This is a genomic window from Campylobacter concisus, assembly GCF_002913865.1.
Taxonomy (GTDB): Bacteria; Campylobacterota; Campylobacteria; order Campylobacterales; family Campylobacteraceae; genus Campylobacter_A; species Campylobacter_A concisus_AM.
Window position 1 is genome coordinate 1 of the sequence record NZ_POYX01000096.1, and the last position, 15,496, is coordinate 15,496.

Annotated in this window: 14 protein-coding genes; 2 read left to right on the top strand and 12 right to left on the bottom strand. The window is 41.0% G+C overall.

What is annotated here, in order from left to right; all coding sequences use genetic code 11:
* Positions 1–178 precede the first annotated feature (178 nt).
* From CYP77_RS06315 to CYP77_RS06325, 3 genes are all read right to left on the bottom strand, one after another.
* On the bottom strand, positions 179–502 hold the full coding sequence (locus tag CYP77_RS06315) for a molecular chaperone TorD family protein (protein ID WP_103599718.1): 324 nt from the start codon (positions 500–502) through the stop codon (positions 179–181).
* A 92-nt stretch (positions 503–594) separates the two neighbouring features.
* Positions 595–1,449 carry a dimethyl sulfoxide reductase anchor subunit family protein gene (locus CYP77_RS06320; RefSeq protein WP_103566913.1) on the bottom strand — a complete coding sequence of 285 codons (855 nt, stop codon included), beginning with the start codon at positions 1,447–1,449 and terminating at the stop codon, positions 595–597.
* Between the two features lies 1 nt (position 1,450).
* Complete coding sequence (locus CYP77_RS06325) at positions 1,451–1,939, bottom strand: 4Fe-4S dicluster domain-containing protein (protein ID WP_258032372.1); 489 nt, start codon at positions 1,937–1,939, stop codon at positions 1,451–1,453.
* Between the two features lie 24 nt (positions 1,940–1,963).
* Between CYP77_RS06325 and CYP77_RS06330 the strand changes: the two genes are divergently transcribed.
* On the top strand, positions 1,964–2,776 hold the full coding sequence (locus tag CYP77_RS06330; protein WP_258032371.1) for a molybdopterin dinucleotide binding domain-containing protein: 813 nt from the start codon (positions 1,964–1,966) through the stop codon (positions 2,774–2,776).
* A 3-nt stretch (positions 2,777–2,779) separates the two neighbouring features.
* Positions 2,780–3,337 carry a hypothetical protein gene (locus CYP77_RS06335; RefSeq protein ID WP_103566911.1) on the top strand — a complete coding sequence of 186 codons (558 nt, stop codon included), beginning with the start codon at positions 2,780–2,782 and terminating at the stop codon, positions 3,335–3,337.
* Between the two features lie 131 nt (positions 3,338–3,468).
* Here the strand turns inward: CYP77_RS06335 and CYP77_RS06340 are convergent, their stop codons facing one another.
* From CYP77_RS06340 to CYP77_RS06380, 9 genes are all read right to left on the bottom strand, one after another.
* Entirely contained in the window at positions 3,469–4,164 is a 696-nt protein-coding gene (locus tag CYP77_RS06340) for a response regulator transcription factor (RefSeq protein ID WP_103566910.1), read from the bottom strand.
* Entirely contained in the window at positions 4,161–6,143 is a 1,983-nt protein-coding gene (locus CYP77_RS06345; RefSeq protein WP_103566925.1) for a cache domain-containing protein, read from the bottom strand. The genes CYP77_RS06340 and CYP77_RS06345 overlap by 4 nt, the downstream gene beginning before the upstream one ends.
* 309 nt (positions 6,144–6,452) lie before the next feature.
* Positions 6,453–8,621: a retention module-containing protein gene (locus CYP77_RS06350; protein WP_103566909.1), complete on the bottom strand. Its 2,169-nt coding sequence runs from the start codon at positions 8,619–8,621 to the stop codon at positions 6,453–6,455.
* A gap of 189 nt (positions 8,622–8,810) precedes the next feature.
* Positions 8,811–9,800: an argininosuccinate synthase domain-containing protein gene (locus CYP77_RS06355; protein ID WP_103566908.1), complete on the bottom strand. Its 990-nt coding sequence runs from the start codon at positions 9,798–9,800 to the stop codon at positions 8,811–8,813.
* A 59-nt stretch (positions 9,801–9,859) separates the two neighbouring features.
* Positions 9,860–11,083 (bottom strand): peptidase T, encoded by a 1,224-nt coding sequence (gene pepT / locus CYP77_RS06360; RefSeq protein ID WP_103566907.1) that lies wholly within the window; start codon positions 11,081–11,083, stop codon positions 9,860–9,862.
* Between the two features lie 9 nt (positions 11,084–11,092).
* Positions 11,093–12,403, bottom strand: a complete 1,311-nt coding sequence (gene dcuC / locus CYP77_RS06365) for a C4-dicarboxylate transporter DcuC (protein WP_103566906.1) — start codon at positions 12,401–12,403, stop codon at positions 11,093–11,095.
* A 14-nt stretch (positions 12,404–12,417) separates the two neighbouring features.
* Positions 12,418–13,116 (bottom strand): dipeptidase PepE, encoded by a 699-nt coding sequence (gene pepE, locus CYP77_RS06370; protein WP_103566905.1) that lies wholly within the window; start codon positions 13,114–13,116, stop codon positions 12,418–12,420.
* The gene (locus CYP77_RS06375) at positions 13,113–14,432 is read right to left on the bottom strand and encodes an amidohydrolase (protein ID WP_103566904.1); all 1,320 of its coding nucleotides are present in this window, start codon (positions 14,430–14,432) and stop codon (positions 13,113–13,115) included. Before CYP77_RS06375 ends, pepE begins: the two co-directional genes overlap by 4 nt.
* Before the next feature lie 2 nt (positions 14,433–14,434).
* On the bottom strand, positions 14,435–15,496 hold a 1,062-nt coding region (locus CYP77_RS06380), incomplete at its 5' end, for a M20 family metallo-hydrolase (protein WP_103599717.1).

The window sequence follows — 15,496 nt, forward strand, 5'->3', positions numbered from 1 at the left end:
GGATACGCACCACAACAAACCTCACCGAGCAAAAGGCAGCGGCGGAGTAAGATGTGTATAAGAAACAAAAAAAAGATACAAAATCGACATAAAAAAACTCTATACTAGTGGGGATAGCGGGGATTATAAGATATAAATTTTCAATAAAAACCCCCGCAAAATATAGCATCATTTTTAGCTAAAAAGATAGATGACCGTCCTCTTCACTTAAATACTTGGTCGCTTTTAATCCATATTTAGCATATTTTGCTCTTACCTCCAAAGTTGAGCGCGTAAAAAGAGTTTCATCCTGGCTAGCATATACGCTTTGCCAAGGCGGAGCGATAAGCTTATGTGGCCCAACAAATAGTTTAGTGTATTCGCTTTGCAAATCGCTCAAAAACTCATCATTAATGGCTCTATTTAGTAGCCAGGCAAGAAATTCCCCGTATCGACTCATCTTAAATTTATCATCCGAATCACTGCATGACCTAGCGATATACTCGTTGTTCAAAGAGTGCATATTAGAATTATTTATTGGCTCTAGAAACAACAAATAAAAAGATTTGTAGATATAAAATCTACAAACCAGATAAAAATCTAAATCCTCCGCTTTCATTGAAGCCCTACGGATGTAGTTACCATCGCTACGTAAAATATTAATTTCGCCAAAATCGCCGCTAAAAACAGTAGTGCTGCGGATACGACGAATAAGTTTACGGGCGATAACGCGGCTGTATTTTCTTTTTGAAATTTTATACCGTTAAAGAAAAATAGACACATGGATATTCCGCCTAGAGCCCAAATTATGCCCATTAGCCAAGAATATGAAAAAAGCACCGCTTCGCTCTGTCTTGCCGCTATACTTTCCTGAGATAATCCAAGCCCATGAAATACGTAAGATACGGCTAATAGTCCGACCGAAAGCAAGATTATGACGCTAAAATTATAAAATTTAGTTACACTAAGCTGCCCATACATAATCGCATAAAAAAACATAGCTCCAAGCATTACGGCCGATAAATAATACTCAAAATAAGTATTTACGCTATCCCAAAACGGCACGCTTGTGCTAATATAAGCTTCACTCATAACATATAGCGTAATCAAGCCTATGATCACAACGCCAAATCCCAGAATATCAAAAGCTGGATTAAAGCATCCTTTAATAAATCGTAAAATGAAATATAAAAATAATGCCCCAGTATAAACAGACACGATAAAAATCTCGCGGGATAGCCACGATGAGGATATATTATTTATCGTTAGATAGGCGTTAGTAGGATTTCCTAAATGCAAAAAGGAACTTAAAACTCCAACAACAGCTATGCATAGCGCGGTAAATACTAAAATTTTGGATTTAAGGGCGTTAAATCTCTCGAATATAAACAAAAACATCATCATGCCGATGGATGTTTGCAAGCAAACGGAAAATATACTAAGTCCTAATTCTTGTAATAAATTTTGCATCTCAATACTCCTGCTTATTGAAATTCTTATCAAAAGCTTGCGGTTTGGCTTTAACAAATAAACTCGGATGAGTTATATTAGAGCTTGGTAAAATAGGCAAATTTTGCGTCAAATTTTCATCTTGTTTTATATCGTCTACATCAACGATAGTCAGGCAGCGCATTATGCAAGCATCGACGCAGGCGGGATTTTCTCCGACTTCTTGTAGATCTTGACACATATTGCATTTACTGACCGTACCGGTTTTTACGGAAAACTGCGGCACGCCGTAAGGACAGTTCCAAATGCAGTATTTACAGCCTACACATTTTGAGGCATCGTGTTGCACAGTTAAATCGCCGTCTATGTGCATAGCACCCGTCGGACAGCCAGAAACGCACTTTGGATTGGAACAGTGATTGCATGAAGTGCTATAGTGATAAACCTTGGCGTCCGGAAAAACTCCGGTCTCAAAGCTTACGACCTTTCTAAACAGCGTTCCTACGTCCAAATTATTTTTATCTTTACACGCTATTTGAACTGCGGCATTTTAAAAGAATTTGGTGATAAAGAGTATATGGCATTTAGCGAGGGCAAGAGTGAAATGGACTGGATAAAGCAGTTTTATAATGCCTCAAAGAAAAAGGGCGATGATGCAAAACTAGACATGCCAAGTTTTGATGAGTTTTGGGCGAAAGGTTATGTTGAGTTTAAGGTCCCGCCTCACGCACACGAATACGTAACTATGGCTGAGTATAGAAAAAATCCTATCATCAACCGCCTAGGAACGCCATCTGGCAAGTTTGAAATTTTGTCTAAAAAGATCGCAAAAGCAGCTTATGATGACTGCAAGGCGCACCCAACTTGGATGGAGCCGATGGAGTGGCTAGGAGATGTGGAAAAAACAAAAAAATATCCATTAAATTTAGTAACCCCGCACCCAAAATATCGCCTTCACAGCCAACTAAACAACACATGGCTTAGAAACCTTGAAGAAGTTCAAGGCAGAGAGCCTGTATGGATGCATCCAGACGATGCAAAAGCTAGAGGTCTTGAAAACGGTGATGTGGTAAGAATTTTTAACGATCGCGGTCAAACTTTAGCAGGAGTTATCGTGACTAAAAACGTAAAACAAGGCGTTGTTAGAATGCAAGAGGGTAGCTGGTGGGATCCAGATAAAAACGGACTTTGCAGACACGGAAACGTAAACGTTTTAATACCAAACGAGCCAACCTCAAGCCTTGCTATGGGAAATCAAGCAACTGCACTCGTGCAAATCGAGAAATTTGAGGGTGAATTGCCAAACCTAGAGGTCTTTTCTCAGCCAAAATTTGCAAAAAAAGGATAAGAAGTGAAAAAAATAGTTATGTTTTTAGGGCTTAGTGCTGCACTTTTTGCTAACGATGCCTATGTCGGTACGCCAGCTAAAATTTTAGATAAGGTTGGTGGCAAAGAGATCGGTCAGCTTTTTGTTGGCGCAAAAGTCAAGGTATTAAAAGATAGCGGCAATTTCGCCGAAGTCGAATATAACGGCTTTGTACCTGGCGAGGGTAATACAGCTTATGCTAGACTGGGCGTCCTAGAGAGCGACATAAGTGTTAAAAACGATAAAAATTTCAAGAAAAATGGCGTCCAAAAAGACGACTATGACAATGAATGGATCAAAGTTAGTGTGAAGGGAGCGGTCGAAAAAAAGGCCTTAAGGCCAAATTTAGACGAGGTTTATAAGCCTGGCGAAGAGTTGTTTAAAGAGCGATGTGGGGCGTGCCATGCACTACACGGATACGATGAGTTTAACGTAAATGTTTGGCCAAGTGTTATAAAAACTATGATCGGCAACGCTGGACTTAATGAGACAGAAACGCAAACTTTGACTAGATTTTTACAAAGTAAAGCCCCAATAGAATAACTTTATTTGTGCTTTACTTCTATAAACTAGAAAATTTCGGCCTTTGATGGACTATATCTCCAGGCTTAGGTCGAAATTTTCAGCAATTTTTAAATCAAATCACGGAATTGCTTTTAGACTTAAATTTACTATCAAGCCTCATCATCAAGAGAGAGCTTGTAACCAAGTCCTTGAACGTTTTTGATAAGCTGCGCATAGGTTTTATTACGCAGTTTATTTATGTAGTTTCGCATAGTTTCAAATGACGCTACTTTGCCACTCCACGTGAAATTTTCTATCATCTCAAACGATACGACTCGCTCTTTATTTATCGCTAAGATATGCAAAAGTCGCTGCTCAGTTCTAGTTAAAACGATATTTTTATTCTCATTATAAAGCAACCTATCTTGCGTATCATAGCTAAAGCCACGACCTAAATTTAATCGCTTATTAGCATTTGAACCATTTTTTGTAGCCATTAATATCATGATTAAAAGTTGCTGTTTATCAAATGGCTTTTTAAGCAGATTTGAATTTTGTATGTTTAGTGAGTTTTGTAAATTTTCATCGGTATCATAGGCTGTAATAAAAATGATAGGCACGCGTGCATCAAGCTCTCTAACCCGTTTTGCCATCGATGTTCCGCTCATATGGGTCATATTTATATCAGTGATGATAATATCAATGTCATTTTTGCTAAAGCACTCAAAGCCTTCTTGTCCGTTTTGTGCCTTATAAATTTGGCCTACATATGGCGCAAGAAGTCCAGCCAAAACTCCTTGCAACTGCGTGTCGTCCTCAACCAAAAGCACATTTAAGTGTGCTAACTCTTTAAAAATTTCGTTCATTTTAATAGCTCTATTTCAAATTTTGTCGGATTTTTAGCTTTTGCAAGCCTTATGTCACCACGTAGTTTTTTCTCAAAAATAAGCTTACAAAGATAAAGTCCCATACCGGTGCCGTCGTCGCCTTTTGTGGTAAAAAACGGCTCGAAAATTTTATCTAAAAGCTCACTATCTACACCATTTGCATTATCTTCGATAGTAATAATAAATTTGCTCTCATCTTGGCTTAAATTTATAGCCACATAAGGAGAGAAATTTTCTCTATTTTTTGCCTTCTTTACCAGCTCATCTTTTGCATTTGTGATAAGGTTCATAAGCACGTGTTTTATGTAGTTTGCATAGCTTTTGATCTTATAAGAGCCTTCCTCGTATGTAAAACGTAACTCGATATTTTTTACTTGAAGCTGCGGTCGGCAAATGTATAAAACATCATCTAGCACGTTGATTAGGTCAAATTCTTTCTCACAAAAATCCTCTTTGTAAAAATCCCTAAAAACATCGATAGTCTCATTCATAAGCTCAACGTTCATACGTATATTTTCAATGTTTTTTAGCGCTATTTTATCGCCATTCTTGCTGCTTAACAGCTCATGAGTATCGCTTGCAAGAAGCAAAAGCGTATTTAGAGGCTGCTTGTATTGATGTGAGATCACGCCTATCATCTCACCAAGTGCTGCCATTTTGGAGTTTTGCAGTAAAATTTGCTCTTGTTTTTGCCTATTTTGCTCCAAACTCACCTCATGCGTGATATCGTGCGACATGATAAAAACACCCTCAAATACGCCTTGCTTGTCAAGCAGTGGCAAAAACTCTGTTTTATAAAACAGCTCGCCCTTTTTTGAAGTCAGGCTAAAGCTCTTGGTTGGGTTGCTGCTGATTTGCGCAAATATACTCTGTGTGGTTTTCTTTGAGCAAAAAATACTAGAGAGTTCTTTTAAATTTTTACCGATATTTGCCTTAAATTTTAGGCCAAAAATTTTCTCGAATTCTTTGTTGATAAAGGCGATATTGCCAGCTTTATCTGTGATGACAAGCCCACCTATTGGGTTTTTGGCAAAAAGATTTAAAAGATGCTTGTTTTTATAAAATTTTCGCTGCGCCACATAAAGAGTAGCAAAGGCACAAATGCCAAAAAAAGCCAATGCTAAAAAAATACCAAGATCTTTTAGCGCTTTTTTGTCGATTTGCCTGTAAATCATACCCTCATCAAGCACGCTAACTAGCATCCATTTGCTATTTGCGAGCGTATCATATACAAAAATATAAGGCTTATTTTTGATCAGAATTTTCTCATTTCCTTGTTTTTTAACTGAAATTTTTTGCAATATCTCTTTAGTTTGAGCACCTGAAAAGTCTAAAATTTGCTCTGTTTGATCGAGGATATTTTTGCCATCTACCATTAAAAACGCTGAGCCATTTGCAAGCGGAAAGAGCGCGGCAAGCTCTTTTTGAAAAATTTCAAAGTCAAGGTCAGCCGTCAAAACACCTATAAATTTACCATTTTTTAAAAGTGGCGTTGAGACAGAGATGACGTAGATGCCAAGCTGGCGGTCGATATAAGGCTCGGTAAAGCTTGTTGTCATACTCTCTTTTGCAGCCACAAACCAAGGGCGGTCTGAGAAATTATATTGCGGCTCTATATCGTTGCTTGCGACAAATCTGTAGCTATCTGGATATCCGGCATAGACTGCTAAAAAGCTACCCGTTCTAGCAACAATGCTAAGCACGCCTTTTATCGTAGCATAGTCTTTTATATAGTCTTTTGTCTCTATAAATTTAGCAGTCTCCTCAAGCAGTCGCTTTTGTTGTTCGATGCGCTCATTTATGATTGCTTTGTATTTTTGCACTGTTTTTATCTGGCTTGAAACGGCAGAGTTGTATGTTTGTTGTTTGTTCTCATCATAGTTTGTAAAAACTAGATAAAAATATCCCACAGCAACGGCAACCAATAAAATATAAAAATAATTTCTCTTAAATTTCATCTTGGAATTATAGAATTTTAAAGATAAAAGTGCACAGTGGCGACCAAAATTTGTTAAATTTGACATGTTCTGTGATATTTAGTATTGCTTGATTTAAGGCATGCATTGAGATATTTAAGCATAAAGTTATAAGCGAAAAAGCAAAAAGCTGGCAATATTTTTGGAGTCAATTCGGGATGAATCAAATTTCGTTTGAGGATTTTTTAAATTTGACTAAAAATTTAAGCTGCTTGCCTATAGAAATTTAGCAAATTTTATAGACAAGCAAAGAGTTTTGGTCCAAAAGGTCGCCCCGTTAGACCAAATTTATTATAGAGTTACAACAACATCCTCTTTGATATCTACGCTTATTGTAGAGCCTGTTGCCGTGTATGTTTTGTAGCCATCATGCGAGCCAGCCTCTCTAAAGCCACCTTGTAATGTTACTTTATCGCCATTTTCGCCGTCTATTTTCAGCTCATTGTTTCTAAAGATATCATCTTTAGTTAGCGTGATATTTAAATTTTTATCAGCTCCACCAAGCTCAAGGCTTGTTATTTTCTCAACCTTACTAAAGTCCACAGAGCTGTCTTCTATGCTAAGTTTGCTAGCTTTTGTGCCGTCGCTAGAGCCAACTACTTTACCATTTATAGTAGAGCCTGAAATTTCGATCTCACTATCGCCGCCGCGAGTGCTGCCCTCTACAGCGCCTTTTACTGTGGCATTTTTGATGATCACTGTATTTTTATCAGAGTCTTGAGCGCCGCCATATACACTAGGGTTTTCACCACGACCGCCGCTTACATATTGATTTACAGTGGCTCCGTCTAAAATTCTAATAGTATCGGCGTCTTCGTTGCCCTGTACATATTCAGTCACAGTAGTGCCAACACCTGTTACAGTTATGTCGTCATTGCCCCATCTACCAACTATGCCCTCAACCGTTGCTTGGTCGCTAACCACGATAGTATCGTTGCCACCTCTGCCATTTACTGCGCTTGTAAATGTGCCAGCGCCAGTTACAGTTATCTTGTCATCACCCTCGTCTGCTTGGATAAGTACAACACGCGCGCCATTTTCTACTGTGATAGTATCATCGCCATTTCCGCCACCTATATTTTTTACACTAGTTCCTGCGCCGCTTATCGTTATAGTGTCATTACCAGCGCCATTATCTGTTATATCCATAGATGGATCTACCTGTTTTTCATGCATATCGTTTTTAGTCTTTGTATCGCCAAGCACCCAGCCATCTACCTTAGCACCGCCTTGGACTACTATCGTATCCTCGCCAGCGTTACCAAATACATTCTTACTAACAACAGAGCTATTATCTATCGTTATAGTGTCTTTTCCGTCGTTTCCATATACGCTTTTAGTAACTTTTGAGCCATTATCTACATTTATAGTGTCGTCGCCCTCGTTGCCCACAACTATGCCAGTGATCGTAGTTTTGTTTAGATCGACCACGTCATCGCCCGAGCCACCAGAGATGTTGCTAAGCTTTGCAGAATTTATACCTAAAATTTCATCAACACCAACGCCGCCGTAGACGTTATTTATCTTCGCATTATCTACAACTATTTTGTCGTTGATATCTGAGCCAAAAACATTTAGCTGTGCATTTGAAGCTACTATCTTTGCAACAGTGCCATCATCTGGGTAGTTGCCCTCATTTGCGTTGCTCGTTACTGCTAGCTTTTTAGCCTCGTCTTGGCCGATAGCTAGCTGGCCGTCGTTACTCACGTACCAGCCATTGTTATATGTAAATTCATTCACACCATCATCAGGCACTAGATAGCTTCTGCCGTCAGCTTGCTTTTGTACGCTATATCCGCTAGGTATCTTTGTTGTAAATGCCTGTATCAGCTCAGCCGCTGGGTCCTCGCCCTTGTGAGCTGAGAGTGGGATTTTGATTATTCCATTTGGTTGTGGTGGCAATGGTGGCAATGGTGGTTGTGGTAATGGTTGTGGTTGTGGCACTACGTTATCAGCAGCCGCGCCGTCACCTAAATTTTCACCCTGTCCGCCGCCAACCGAGCTAACAGGAGCTTCAAACGCGGCACCTAGGTCGCCAAGATCATTAAAATTCGCACTTATATTTGAGTAGTGACCACCTTGTGCAAAGCTAGCAGCACCAAGGCTTACTCCGTCACCTCCAGCGTTTCCACCAGCTTGGTTTCCACCAGCTGCAGTCTCTTCTAAAGCGTTAAGGTCTTGACCGCCTAAAATTGCTTTTTGAAGTGAATTTATATCTGCTGTTGTTTGAGAATTTTCACTAACGCTTTGGTCTAAATTTATTGAGTCTTTGCCTATTAGGCTTATCTCTTTTCCATCTGCTTTTGCTATTACTACTTTTGCGTCAGTTGTTTCAGTGACTATCTTTTCACCTTGATATACTATGTCACCTACTTTTAATTCTCTGCTTTCACCTGTTGGGCTTACAGCTTTTACGCTTCCTTGCGTTACATTTTTTACTACGCCTATTTCCTTTGACATGCATCTCCCTTTTTAAATTTTTTCTTAAATTTAGCGGTTTTATTAAAAACAAACCATTGTACTTCGGTACAATTGTGACATATTTATGACTTGAAATTTTGAAAATTTAGATTTTGTGGAGATTTGAAAAAGTTAGAAATTTTAGATATTGCAAAGAAATTTAGATCAAATTCCTTTGCAAATTTGGATTTATTTTACAAAAAACTCTTGTGCTAGCTTTTTATCTTCAGGCCTAATAATAAATTTCTCATTAGCGATGCTAACTTCGAATTCATCTTCTTTGCTAGCTTTTGTATAAGCTAGTGCGAGCCTTGCAGCAAGCTCTTTGTCGGCTTTGCTAGCGTTTTTGCTTATGAAGCTAACAGCTCCCACGATGTCATCACTCTCTTTAAATTTCACCTGCTCAAATTTATCATTTGGATGGGCCAAAAGTGCGTTATTATCACTCTCATCACGCCCTATTATCATTTTAGCGCCATCTACCAAGCGAAGATGCCTACCAAGCTTTAGCCACACGACGTCGATATCTCGCATCTCTTTGTCAAATTTCAAGTAGTCTTTTATCTTTACTGCAAAGCTCTCGATCGTAAGCAAACACCCACCTCCAGGCGTTGCAAAGTCCTCAAAGCCAAATTTCTTTGCCAAAGCAAGCTGCGGCTTTCTATCGCGCCCGCTTATGTCAAGTAGCTTCTCTCTATCGACCCAGCCCTCGCGCTCTGGCTTGGTTGGCGGCAAGAGCTTAGCACACATCGGACGAAGCACTAGATCATCCTCGTCATCAGCTAGGCGCTTAACCTGAAATAGCGCGTCTCTGCGCTGGCTCATCGGCCTTTGTCCTACGACTTCGCCAGTGATTATAAAATTTGCATTTTCGCTTTTTAGCATATTAAGAGCGGTTTTAAACATATATCCGTGGCAGTCGATGCAAGGGTTAAACTGCTTGCCGTAGCCGTATTTTGGGTTAAAGAGCACGTCGCGAAGATACTCGTTTCTCATATCAACCACCTTTAGGCTAGCCCCAGCCAAGGCTGCACGGCGCCTTAAAACTTCGTGCTTCTCCTCATCCACGCCAAATCCAGTATCCATATAAAGTGCGACCACTTCGATGTTTTGATCGCTTATTATTTTCATAGAGAGCATGCTGTCAAGCCCTCCGCTAAACAAAGCTAAAGCCTTCATTTTTGTCCTGAAAGTAAAATTTAAAGCCTAAATTTACTAAATCTAGGCTTTTATGAAGTTTATTTAGCAGCGTTAATTACGATTTTTTTAATCACTTCGCTTGCGGCTTTTAAGCTGCTAACTGGCAAGTACTCAAAGATAGAGTGAAAGTTGTTTCCGCCTGTGAATAAATTTAGCGTTGGCACGCCCTTTGCAGAGATCGCAGCACCGTCGTATCCGCCACGCATCGGCTTTATGTTTGGCGTGATATTTAGCTCGCTAAAGGCATCTTTTGCTAGTTTTATAGGCAGTGAGTTTTCATCTTTTAAGAACTTAAAGACATTTTCATAGCGTGTTTTTAGCGTGATCTCACAGCACTCGCCATAAATTTTGTTAAAAGAATTTGCCATCTCACTTAAAAACTCAAGCCTTTTTTGAAATTTCACCTCGTCAAATTCTCTTATGTCGATCTTGAGCGTCGTTTTCGCGCTGTTTCCGCTAAGCTCTTTTACCCAGAAATAGCCCTCTTTGCCCTCGGTGCACTCTGGCACTTCGCCGCCTGGCAAAAGCGAGATAAATTTATGCGCAAGAAGTAGCGAATTTACTAGCTTGCCCTTTGCGTTCATCGGATGAGCCGAAACACCTTTAAAGACCACCGTGCAGTCAGCTGCGTTCCAGTTTTCATATATTAGCTCGCCTATCTCGCAGCAGTCTAAGCAGTAGCCAAAGTCAGCCCCAAGCAAATTTACATCAAGCGCCTTTGCACCAAGCAAGCCCTGCTCCTCATCAGGCACGAAGCAGATCACGATCTTGCCGTGCTTGACCTCAGGATTTTGCATAAAAAAGCTAGCCATATTTACGATACTAGCGATCGCTGCTTTATCATCAGCGCCAAGCAAGCTAGTGCCGTCAGTCACGACTATATCATCGCCAACGTATTTTTTAAGCTCTGGGTTGTCGCTAAATTTAAGATATATGCCCTGCTCTTCGTTTAGGCAAATGTCGCCACCTGTGTATCTTACTATCTTAGCTTTTGTGTCGTTTTTTTGCTCGCTACTTGTATCTAAGTGCGCAAAAAAGGCGATACTTGGGGCGTTTTCGCAGTTTGCAGGGATTTTTGCTATCAAGATGGCATTATCTTGCAAGATGATATCTTTTATACCAAGCGAGCTAAGCTCATCTTTGATAAAAAGAGCCAGCTCATACTCGGTTGGATTAGAAGGCATGATGCCTTTTAATCCATTCTCTTTATTTGTCGTGGTGTTAAATTTCGTATAGTTTATAAATCTCTCTACGATATCCATCTTTCATCCTTAGATGACGAAAAATGCGATCGCCACAACAGAGAGAAACATACCTAAAAACGTTCTTTTTGCAAGCTCGACTGGACTAACCATAGCGATACCAGCGCAAACGATAGCAGCTCCAGCGATCGGAGAAGCTGAACGTCCAAGTGAGCCAGCGATGGCTGCAGCCATACCAAGCTTATCTTGCTCAAAGCCAAGAGCAGCAGCGTTTGTTGTGACAGCTTCGTTAAATGCAAATGTAGCAGCGTCGCCTGAGCCTGTAACTATACCCATGATAAATGGCACAAATGTTCCGCCAAATTTAACGTAGCTTTGATCAGTTTTTAACCACGCTATGACCACATCAACAGCTCCGCACGCCTTTAGACCTGCGACGAAGACGCCAGCTGCGATGATGATACCGATAACATCAGCGTAAGCGTGACCCATGCCGTTAAAGAACTCTTTTGTGATCTTTTGTGGGTTTGTAAGCGTAGCAAAGATAGCTATGATAGCGCCAAGTATCATCGCCTCAGCAACGCCCATCTTTGTCCATGCCAAAAAGCTGTAGTCTTTTGCAAGGCTTGTTCCACCAATAATCAAGATGACAAGTGGGACAAGTGGCATAAGAGCGTAGATCAAATTTACTTTAAACGCTGACTTCTCTTCGCTAGTAGCACCGCTTTCGATAGTGAAATTTGTACCTTTTTGATAGTCTTTAAATAATATTGCGACGATAGTTAGCATGACAACTACGATAACAAGAGCTGTAAATGCGCTAGGAATTTGCACTTTTATGATGTCTTGAACTGTGTAGCCCTCAACTGTCTTTTTAACAAGGTCAGCCACATATATGTTGTGCGCAGAGCCTGGGCTTAGGACTGAGCCAAATGTACCAGCAAAAACAGCCGCACCAGCCATCGCAGGGCGAACGCCTGATGCCATTAGAAGCGGTATAAGTGTCGCACCAACAGCAGCCGAGCAGCCAGCAGCTGAAGGGATAGCGATATTTATAAAGTAAGTTAGCACGGTTGTTACAGGGATCAAGATAAATCCCACGTTTTTAAGCGGCTTTGTAAGAAGCGCAACAAGGTGCTTATCGCACATTGTATATTTCATAACGAAAGCAAAACCCATACTAGCACATATAGCCTTTATAAGACCAGCTTTTGTCATATAGTCAGTAAAAGCATTTAGTGCGCCCATCGGTTTTAGTGCGATTATACAAAGCACCAAACCAACACCTATTAGCACCGTTCTCGTCTCTTTTTTTAAGACTAGAAGTGCTACAACTGCAACGATGCCAAGAATGGCAGCAATTAGCTTGAATGTTTCCATACCTCTCTCCTTGTTTAGATTTTAAATTTAGTTCCAACTTCTATTTTTTCTATCTCTTTTTGATACTCAAATTTTAAAATTTCGCTATGTCCTATGACCTCAGCTTCGCTACCCGCTATGAGCAAAGCCGTGCCCTCAGGCAACGCGTAGATAGTATCTTTTGGATTTGCTATTAAAAACTCTTCTAGCCTCTCCTCCCTGCTCTCGCCGTTATGACCTGCTAGTTTGCCACTTATAAAGTGCGGATTGATCTGATATGGGAAGATATTTAGGCCCTCAAATGACTTTGGCATGATGATAGGCATATCGTTTGTCGTCATCATCGTCTTGCCAGCGATATTTGCGCCAGCTGACCAGCCAAAGTACTTTGCGCCATTTGCCACAGCCTCTTTTATAGGCTCAATTAAATTTAGCTTATAAAGCGTGTAAAGCAGCATAAAGGTATTGCCACCACCAACTGCGATACTGTTAGCGTTTTTGATAGCTGAAATTTTATCCTCGTAGTGGTGGATCGATTTTATATTTTTATTTTTTAGGCGGTCTATAACTTTTTGCTCGTATTCGTCATTTGTTCGCCTAACTCCAGCGTAAGGGATAAATAAAATTTCCTCCTTGCCACTCTCACCCAAGAAGTCCTTAACCCAGTTTTTGCAGTGTCTCAAGTAGCCGGTATCTTGGTAGCTTGAAGCGCTGATTAGTAAAGCATTTTTCATTTTTTAGCTCCGTTTAGTTTATAAGCAGCCCTTAGATAGATATCAACCCCAGCGACCAAACAATCCTCGTCAAAGTCAAATTTGCTGTTGTGATGTCCTGCTTTTAAATTTGTGCCGATCATCATATATCCGCTCTTTGCGCCTTTGTCTTGAAGCGATCTCATAAAGTGAGCGAAGTCCTCGCAAGCACCAAAATCAAGCTCTTTAACGATCTTATCATCATCTATAAATGGGCTTTGCTTTGCTGCCTCATAGAAAATTTCAGTCACCTCTTTGTCGCTATCAGCGCCACTTGTGCCCCCTGTCATCACGACCTTGCTCTCGACATCATAAATTTCACTCACACCTTTTACGATATCCATACATTTTTTATACATAAATTCATTTAAATTTGTATCCTCGCCCCTTGTTTCGCAGGCTAGATAGCCATTTGGTGCGATGACGTTTCTGCCCTCGCCTGCTCTTAAAACGCCTACATTTATCCTAGTCACGCCCTTTGCATGTCTTGTGATGCCATGCATGTTTAGAGCCATTTGAGCAGCGGCTAAAAGGGCGTTTGCTCCCTCCTCTGGCGCTCCTGCTGCGTGAGCTGAGCGGCCAGTGATATGCACGTCAAATTTAGAAGTTGCAAGCAGTTTGTTTGTGCCGCAAACTATGCCCCCATTTGTTTCTGCTTGAAAGCCAATGTGTCCGCCAAGCAGGTACTCAACCCCATCAAGCACCCCAGCAGCCTCCATAGCCACAGCGCCTCTTGTGCCCTCTTCTGCGGTTTGAAATATAAATTTAAATTTACCGTTAAAATCGTCTAAATTTTTAGCGATCAGCTTTGCAAGCGCTAGACCCATCGCCATGTGTCCATCGTGCCCACAAGCGTGCGTGATACCAGCGATATCTGAGCCAAAGCCCTCTTTGCAAGGTCTATGAGCAGCCTCTGCACTCTCTGTCACATCAACGCTATCGATGTCAAATCTAAAAGCGCTAAATTTACCAGGTCTTTTTGTGTCGATAAAAGCAGTTAGCCCAGTTAGGCCATCTTTCATGCATTCAAGGTATTTTGCCTCATCAGGATTTAAAAGACTTTTTGCTCGCTCGATCGCCTTTTGACACTGCTCTTTGCTGCCAACGCCAAGCCTTGCATCGCTTTTTACGACCTCTTCGCCAAGCTTCACCTCATATCCTAGCTCGCTAAGTCTTTTTGCCAAAACCGCAGTCGTAAAAAAGGTAAACCAGCCAGTTTCTGGGTGCGAGTGAAAGTATCTGCGATCTTTGATCATATCCTCTTTTAAAGATAGTGCTAATTTTGCTATTTTGTCCATGACTACTCCTCGTTCGAAAGTCTTATTAGTGCGTTTGTTAAAATTTTTGTTGCTGCTACGGCGTCTTTAAAATTTATCGCCTCTGCGATATTGTGGCTGATACCATCAACGCAAGGGATAAAGAGCATGCCAATGCTGTTTGCAAGCTTTGTTAAATTCATCGCATCATGCCCAGCCCCACTTGGCAATGTAAGCGTTTCTACGCCAAGTTTTTTGGCTTCATCTTCAAGTAAATTTATGGCATGTTCGCTTAGTTTTACTGGCTCGTCGCTACTTAGCTCTCTTATCTCGTAGCTAAAATTTAGCTCACAGCTTAGCTCATCTACGAAGTTTCTTAGCTCTAAATTTAGCTCATCAAGGCTTTTTTTATCGATATCTCTTAGATCAACGCCAAGCCTTGCCTCGCCTGGCACGACGTTTAAAACGCCTGGTTTTGCATGCGCGTAGCCAACGGTCGCGACGGCTGTTTTTTTGTTTTTAGCAAATTTATTTGCGGCGATTATGATGTGTGAAGCAGCAAGCAGGGCGTCACTGCGCATATTCATAGGAGTTGCACCGCTGTGATCAGCCTTGCCATGTATTGTGATCTCAAATCTAATAGGAGCTGCGATCCCACTTACCACGCCAACGCTTATACCGCTTCGCTCTAAAACTGGGCCTTGCTCGATGTGAAGCTCGAGGTAGGCGTGTAGGGAGTTTTCTTTTAAGATGGCTTCATCTAAATTTTGTGGTTTAAATCCAGCCGTACTCATCGCCTCAAAAAGCGAAATTCCATCTTCATCTTTTAGCTCATGAAGCCTTTGCTGGCTTAGTTTGCCGCTTATTATCTTGCTGCCGATAGTCGCTGTCTTAAAGCGGCTTGACTCCTCACAACAGAAATTTATAAGCCAAAGTGGGCGTTTTAGCTTGATACCAGCCTCTTTTATCGCAGTTAGCGCCTCAAGCCCAGCCATAACGCCAAGTGTGCCGTCATAAAAGCCGCCATTTGGCACGCTATCTATGTGAGAGCCCACGCAAACTGGCTTCGCGTCCGCTTCGCAGCCCTCATCATAGATGGCATAGAT

Excerpts from the sequence above, each read along its gene's own strand:
- CYP77_RS06315 (WP_103599718.1), bottom strand. The coding sequence starts at position 502 with ATGCACTCTTTGAACAACGAGTATATCGCTAGGTCATGCAGTGATTCG.
- CYP77_RS06320 (WP_103566913.1), bottom strand. The coding sequence starts at position 1,449 with ATGCAAAATTTATTACAAGAATTAGGACTTAGTATATTTTCCGTTTGC.
- CYP77_RS06340 (WP_103566910.1), bottom strand. The coding sequence starts at position 4,164 with ATGAACGAAATTTTTAAAGAGTTAGCACACTTAAATGTGCTTTTGGTT.
- CYP77_RS06345 (WP_103566925.1), bottom strand. The coding sequence starts at position 6,143 with ATGAAATTTAAGAGAAATTATTTTTATATTTTATTGGTTGCCGTTGCT.
- CYP77_RS06350 (WP_103566909.1), bottom strand. The coding sequence starts at position 8,621 with ATGTCAAAGGAAATAGGCGTAGTAAAAAATGTAACGCAAGGAAGCGTA.
- CYP77_RS06355 (WP_103566908.1), bottom strand. The coding sequence starts at position 9,800 with ATGAAGGCTTTAGCTTTGTTTAGCGGAGGGCTTGACAGCATGCTCTCT.
- pepT (WP_103566907.1), bottom strand. The coding sequence starts at position 11,083 with ATGGATATCGTAGAGAGATTTATAAACTATACGAAATTTAACACCACG.
- dcuC (WP_103566906.1), bottom strand. The coding sequence starts at position 12,403 with ATGGAAACATTCAAGCTAATTGCTGCCATTCTTGGCATCGTTGCAGTT.
- pepE (WP_103566905.1), bottom strand. The coding sequence starts at position 13,116 with ATGAAAAATGCTTTACTAATCAGCGCTTCAAGCTACCAAGATACCGGC.
- CYP77_RS06375 (WP_103566904.1), bottom strand. The coding sequence starts at position 14,432 with ATGGACAAAATAGCAAAATTAGCACTATCTTTAAAAGAGGATATGATC.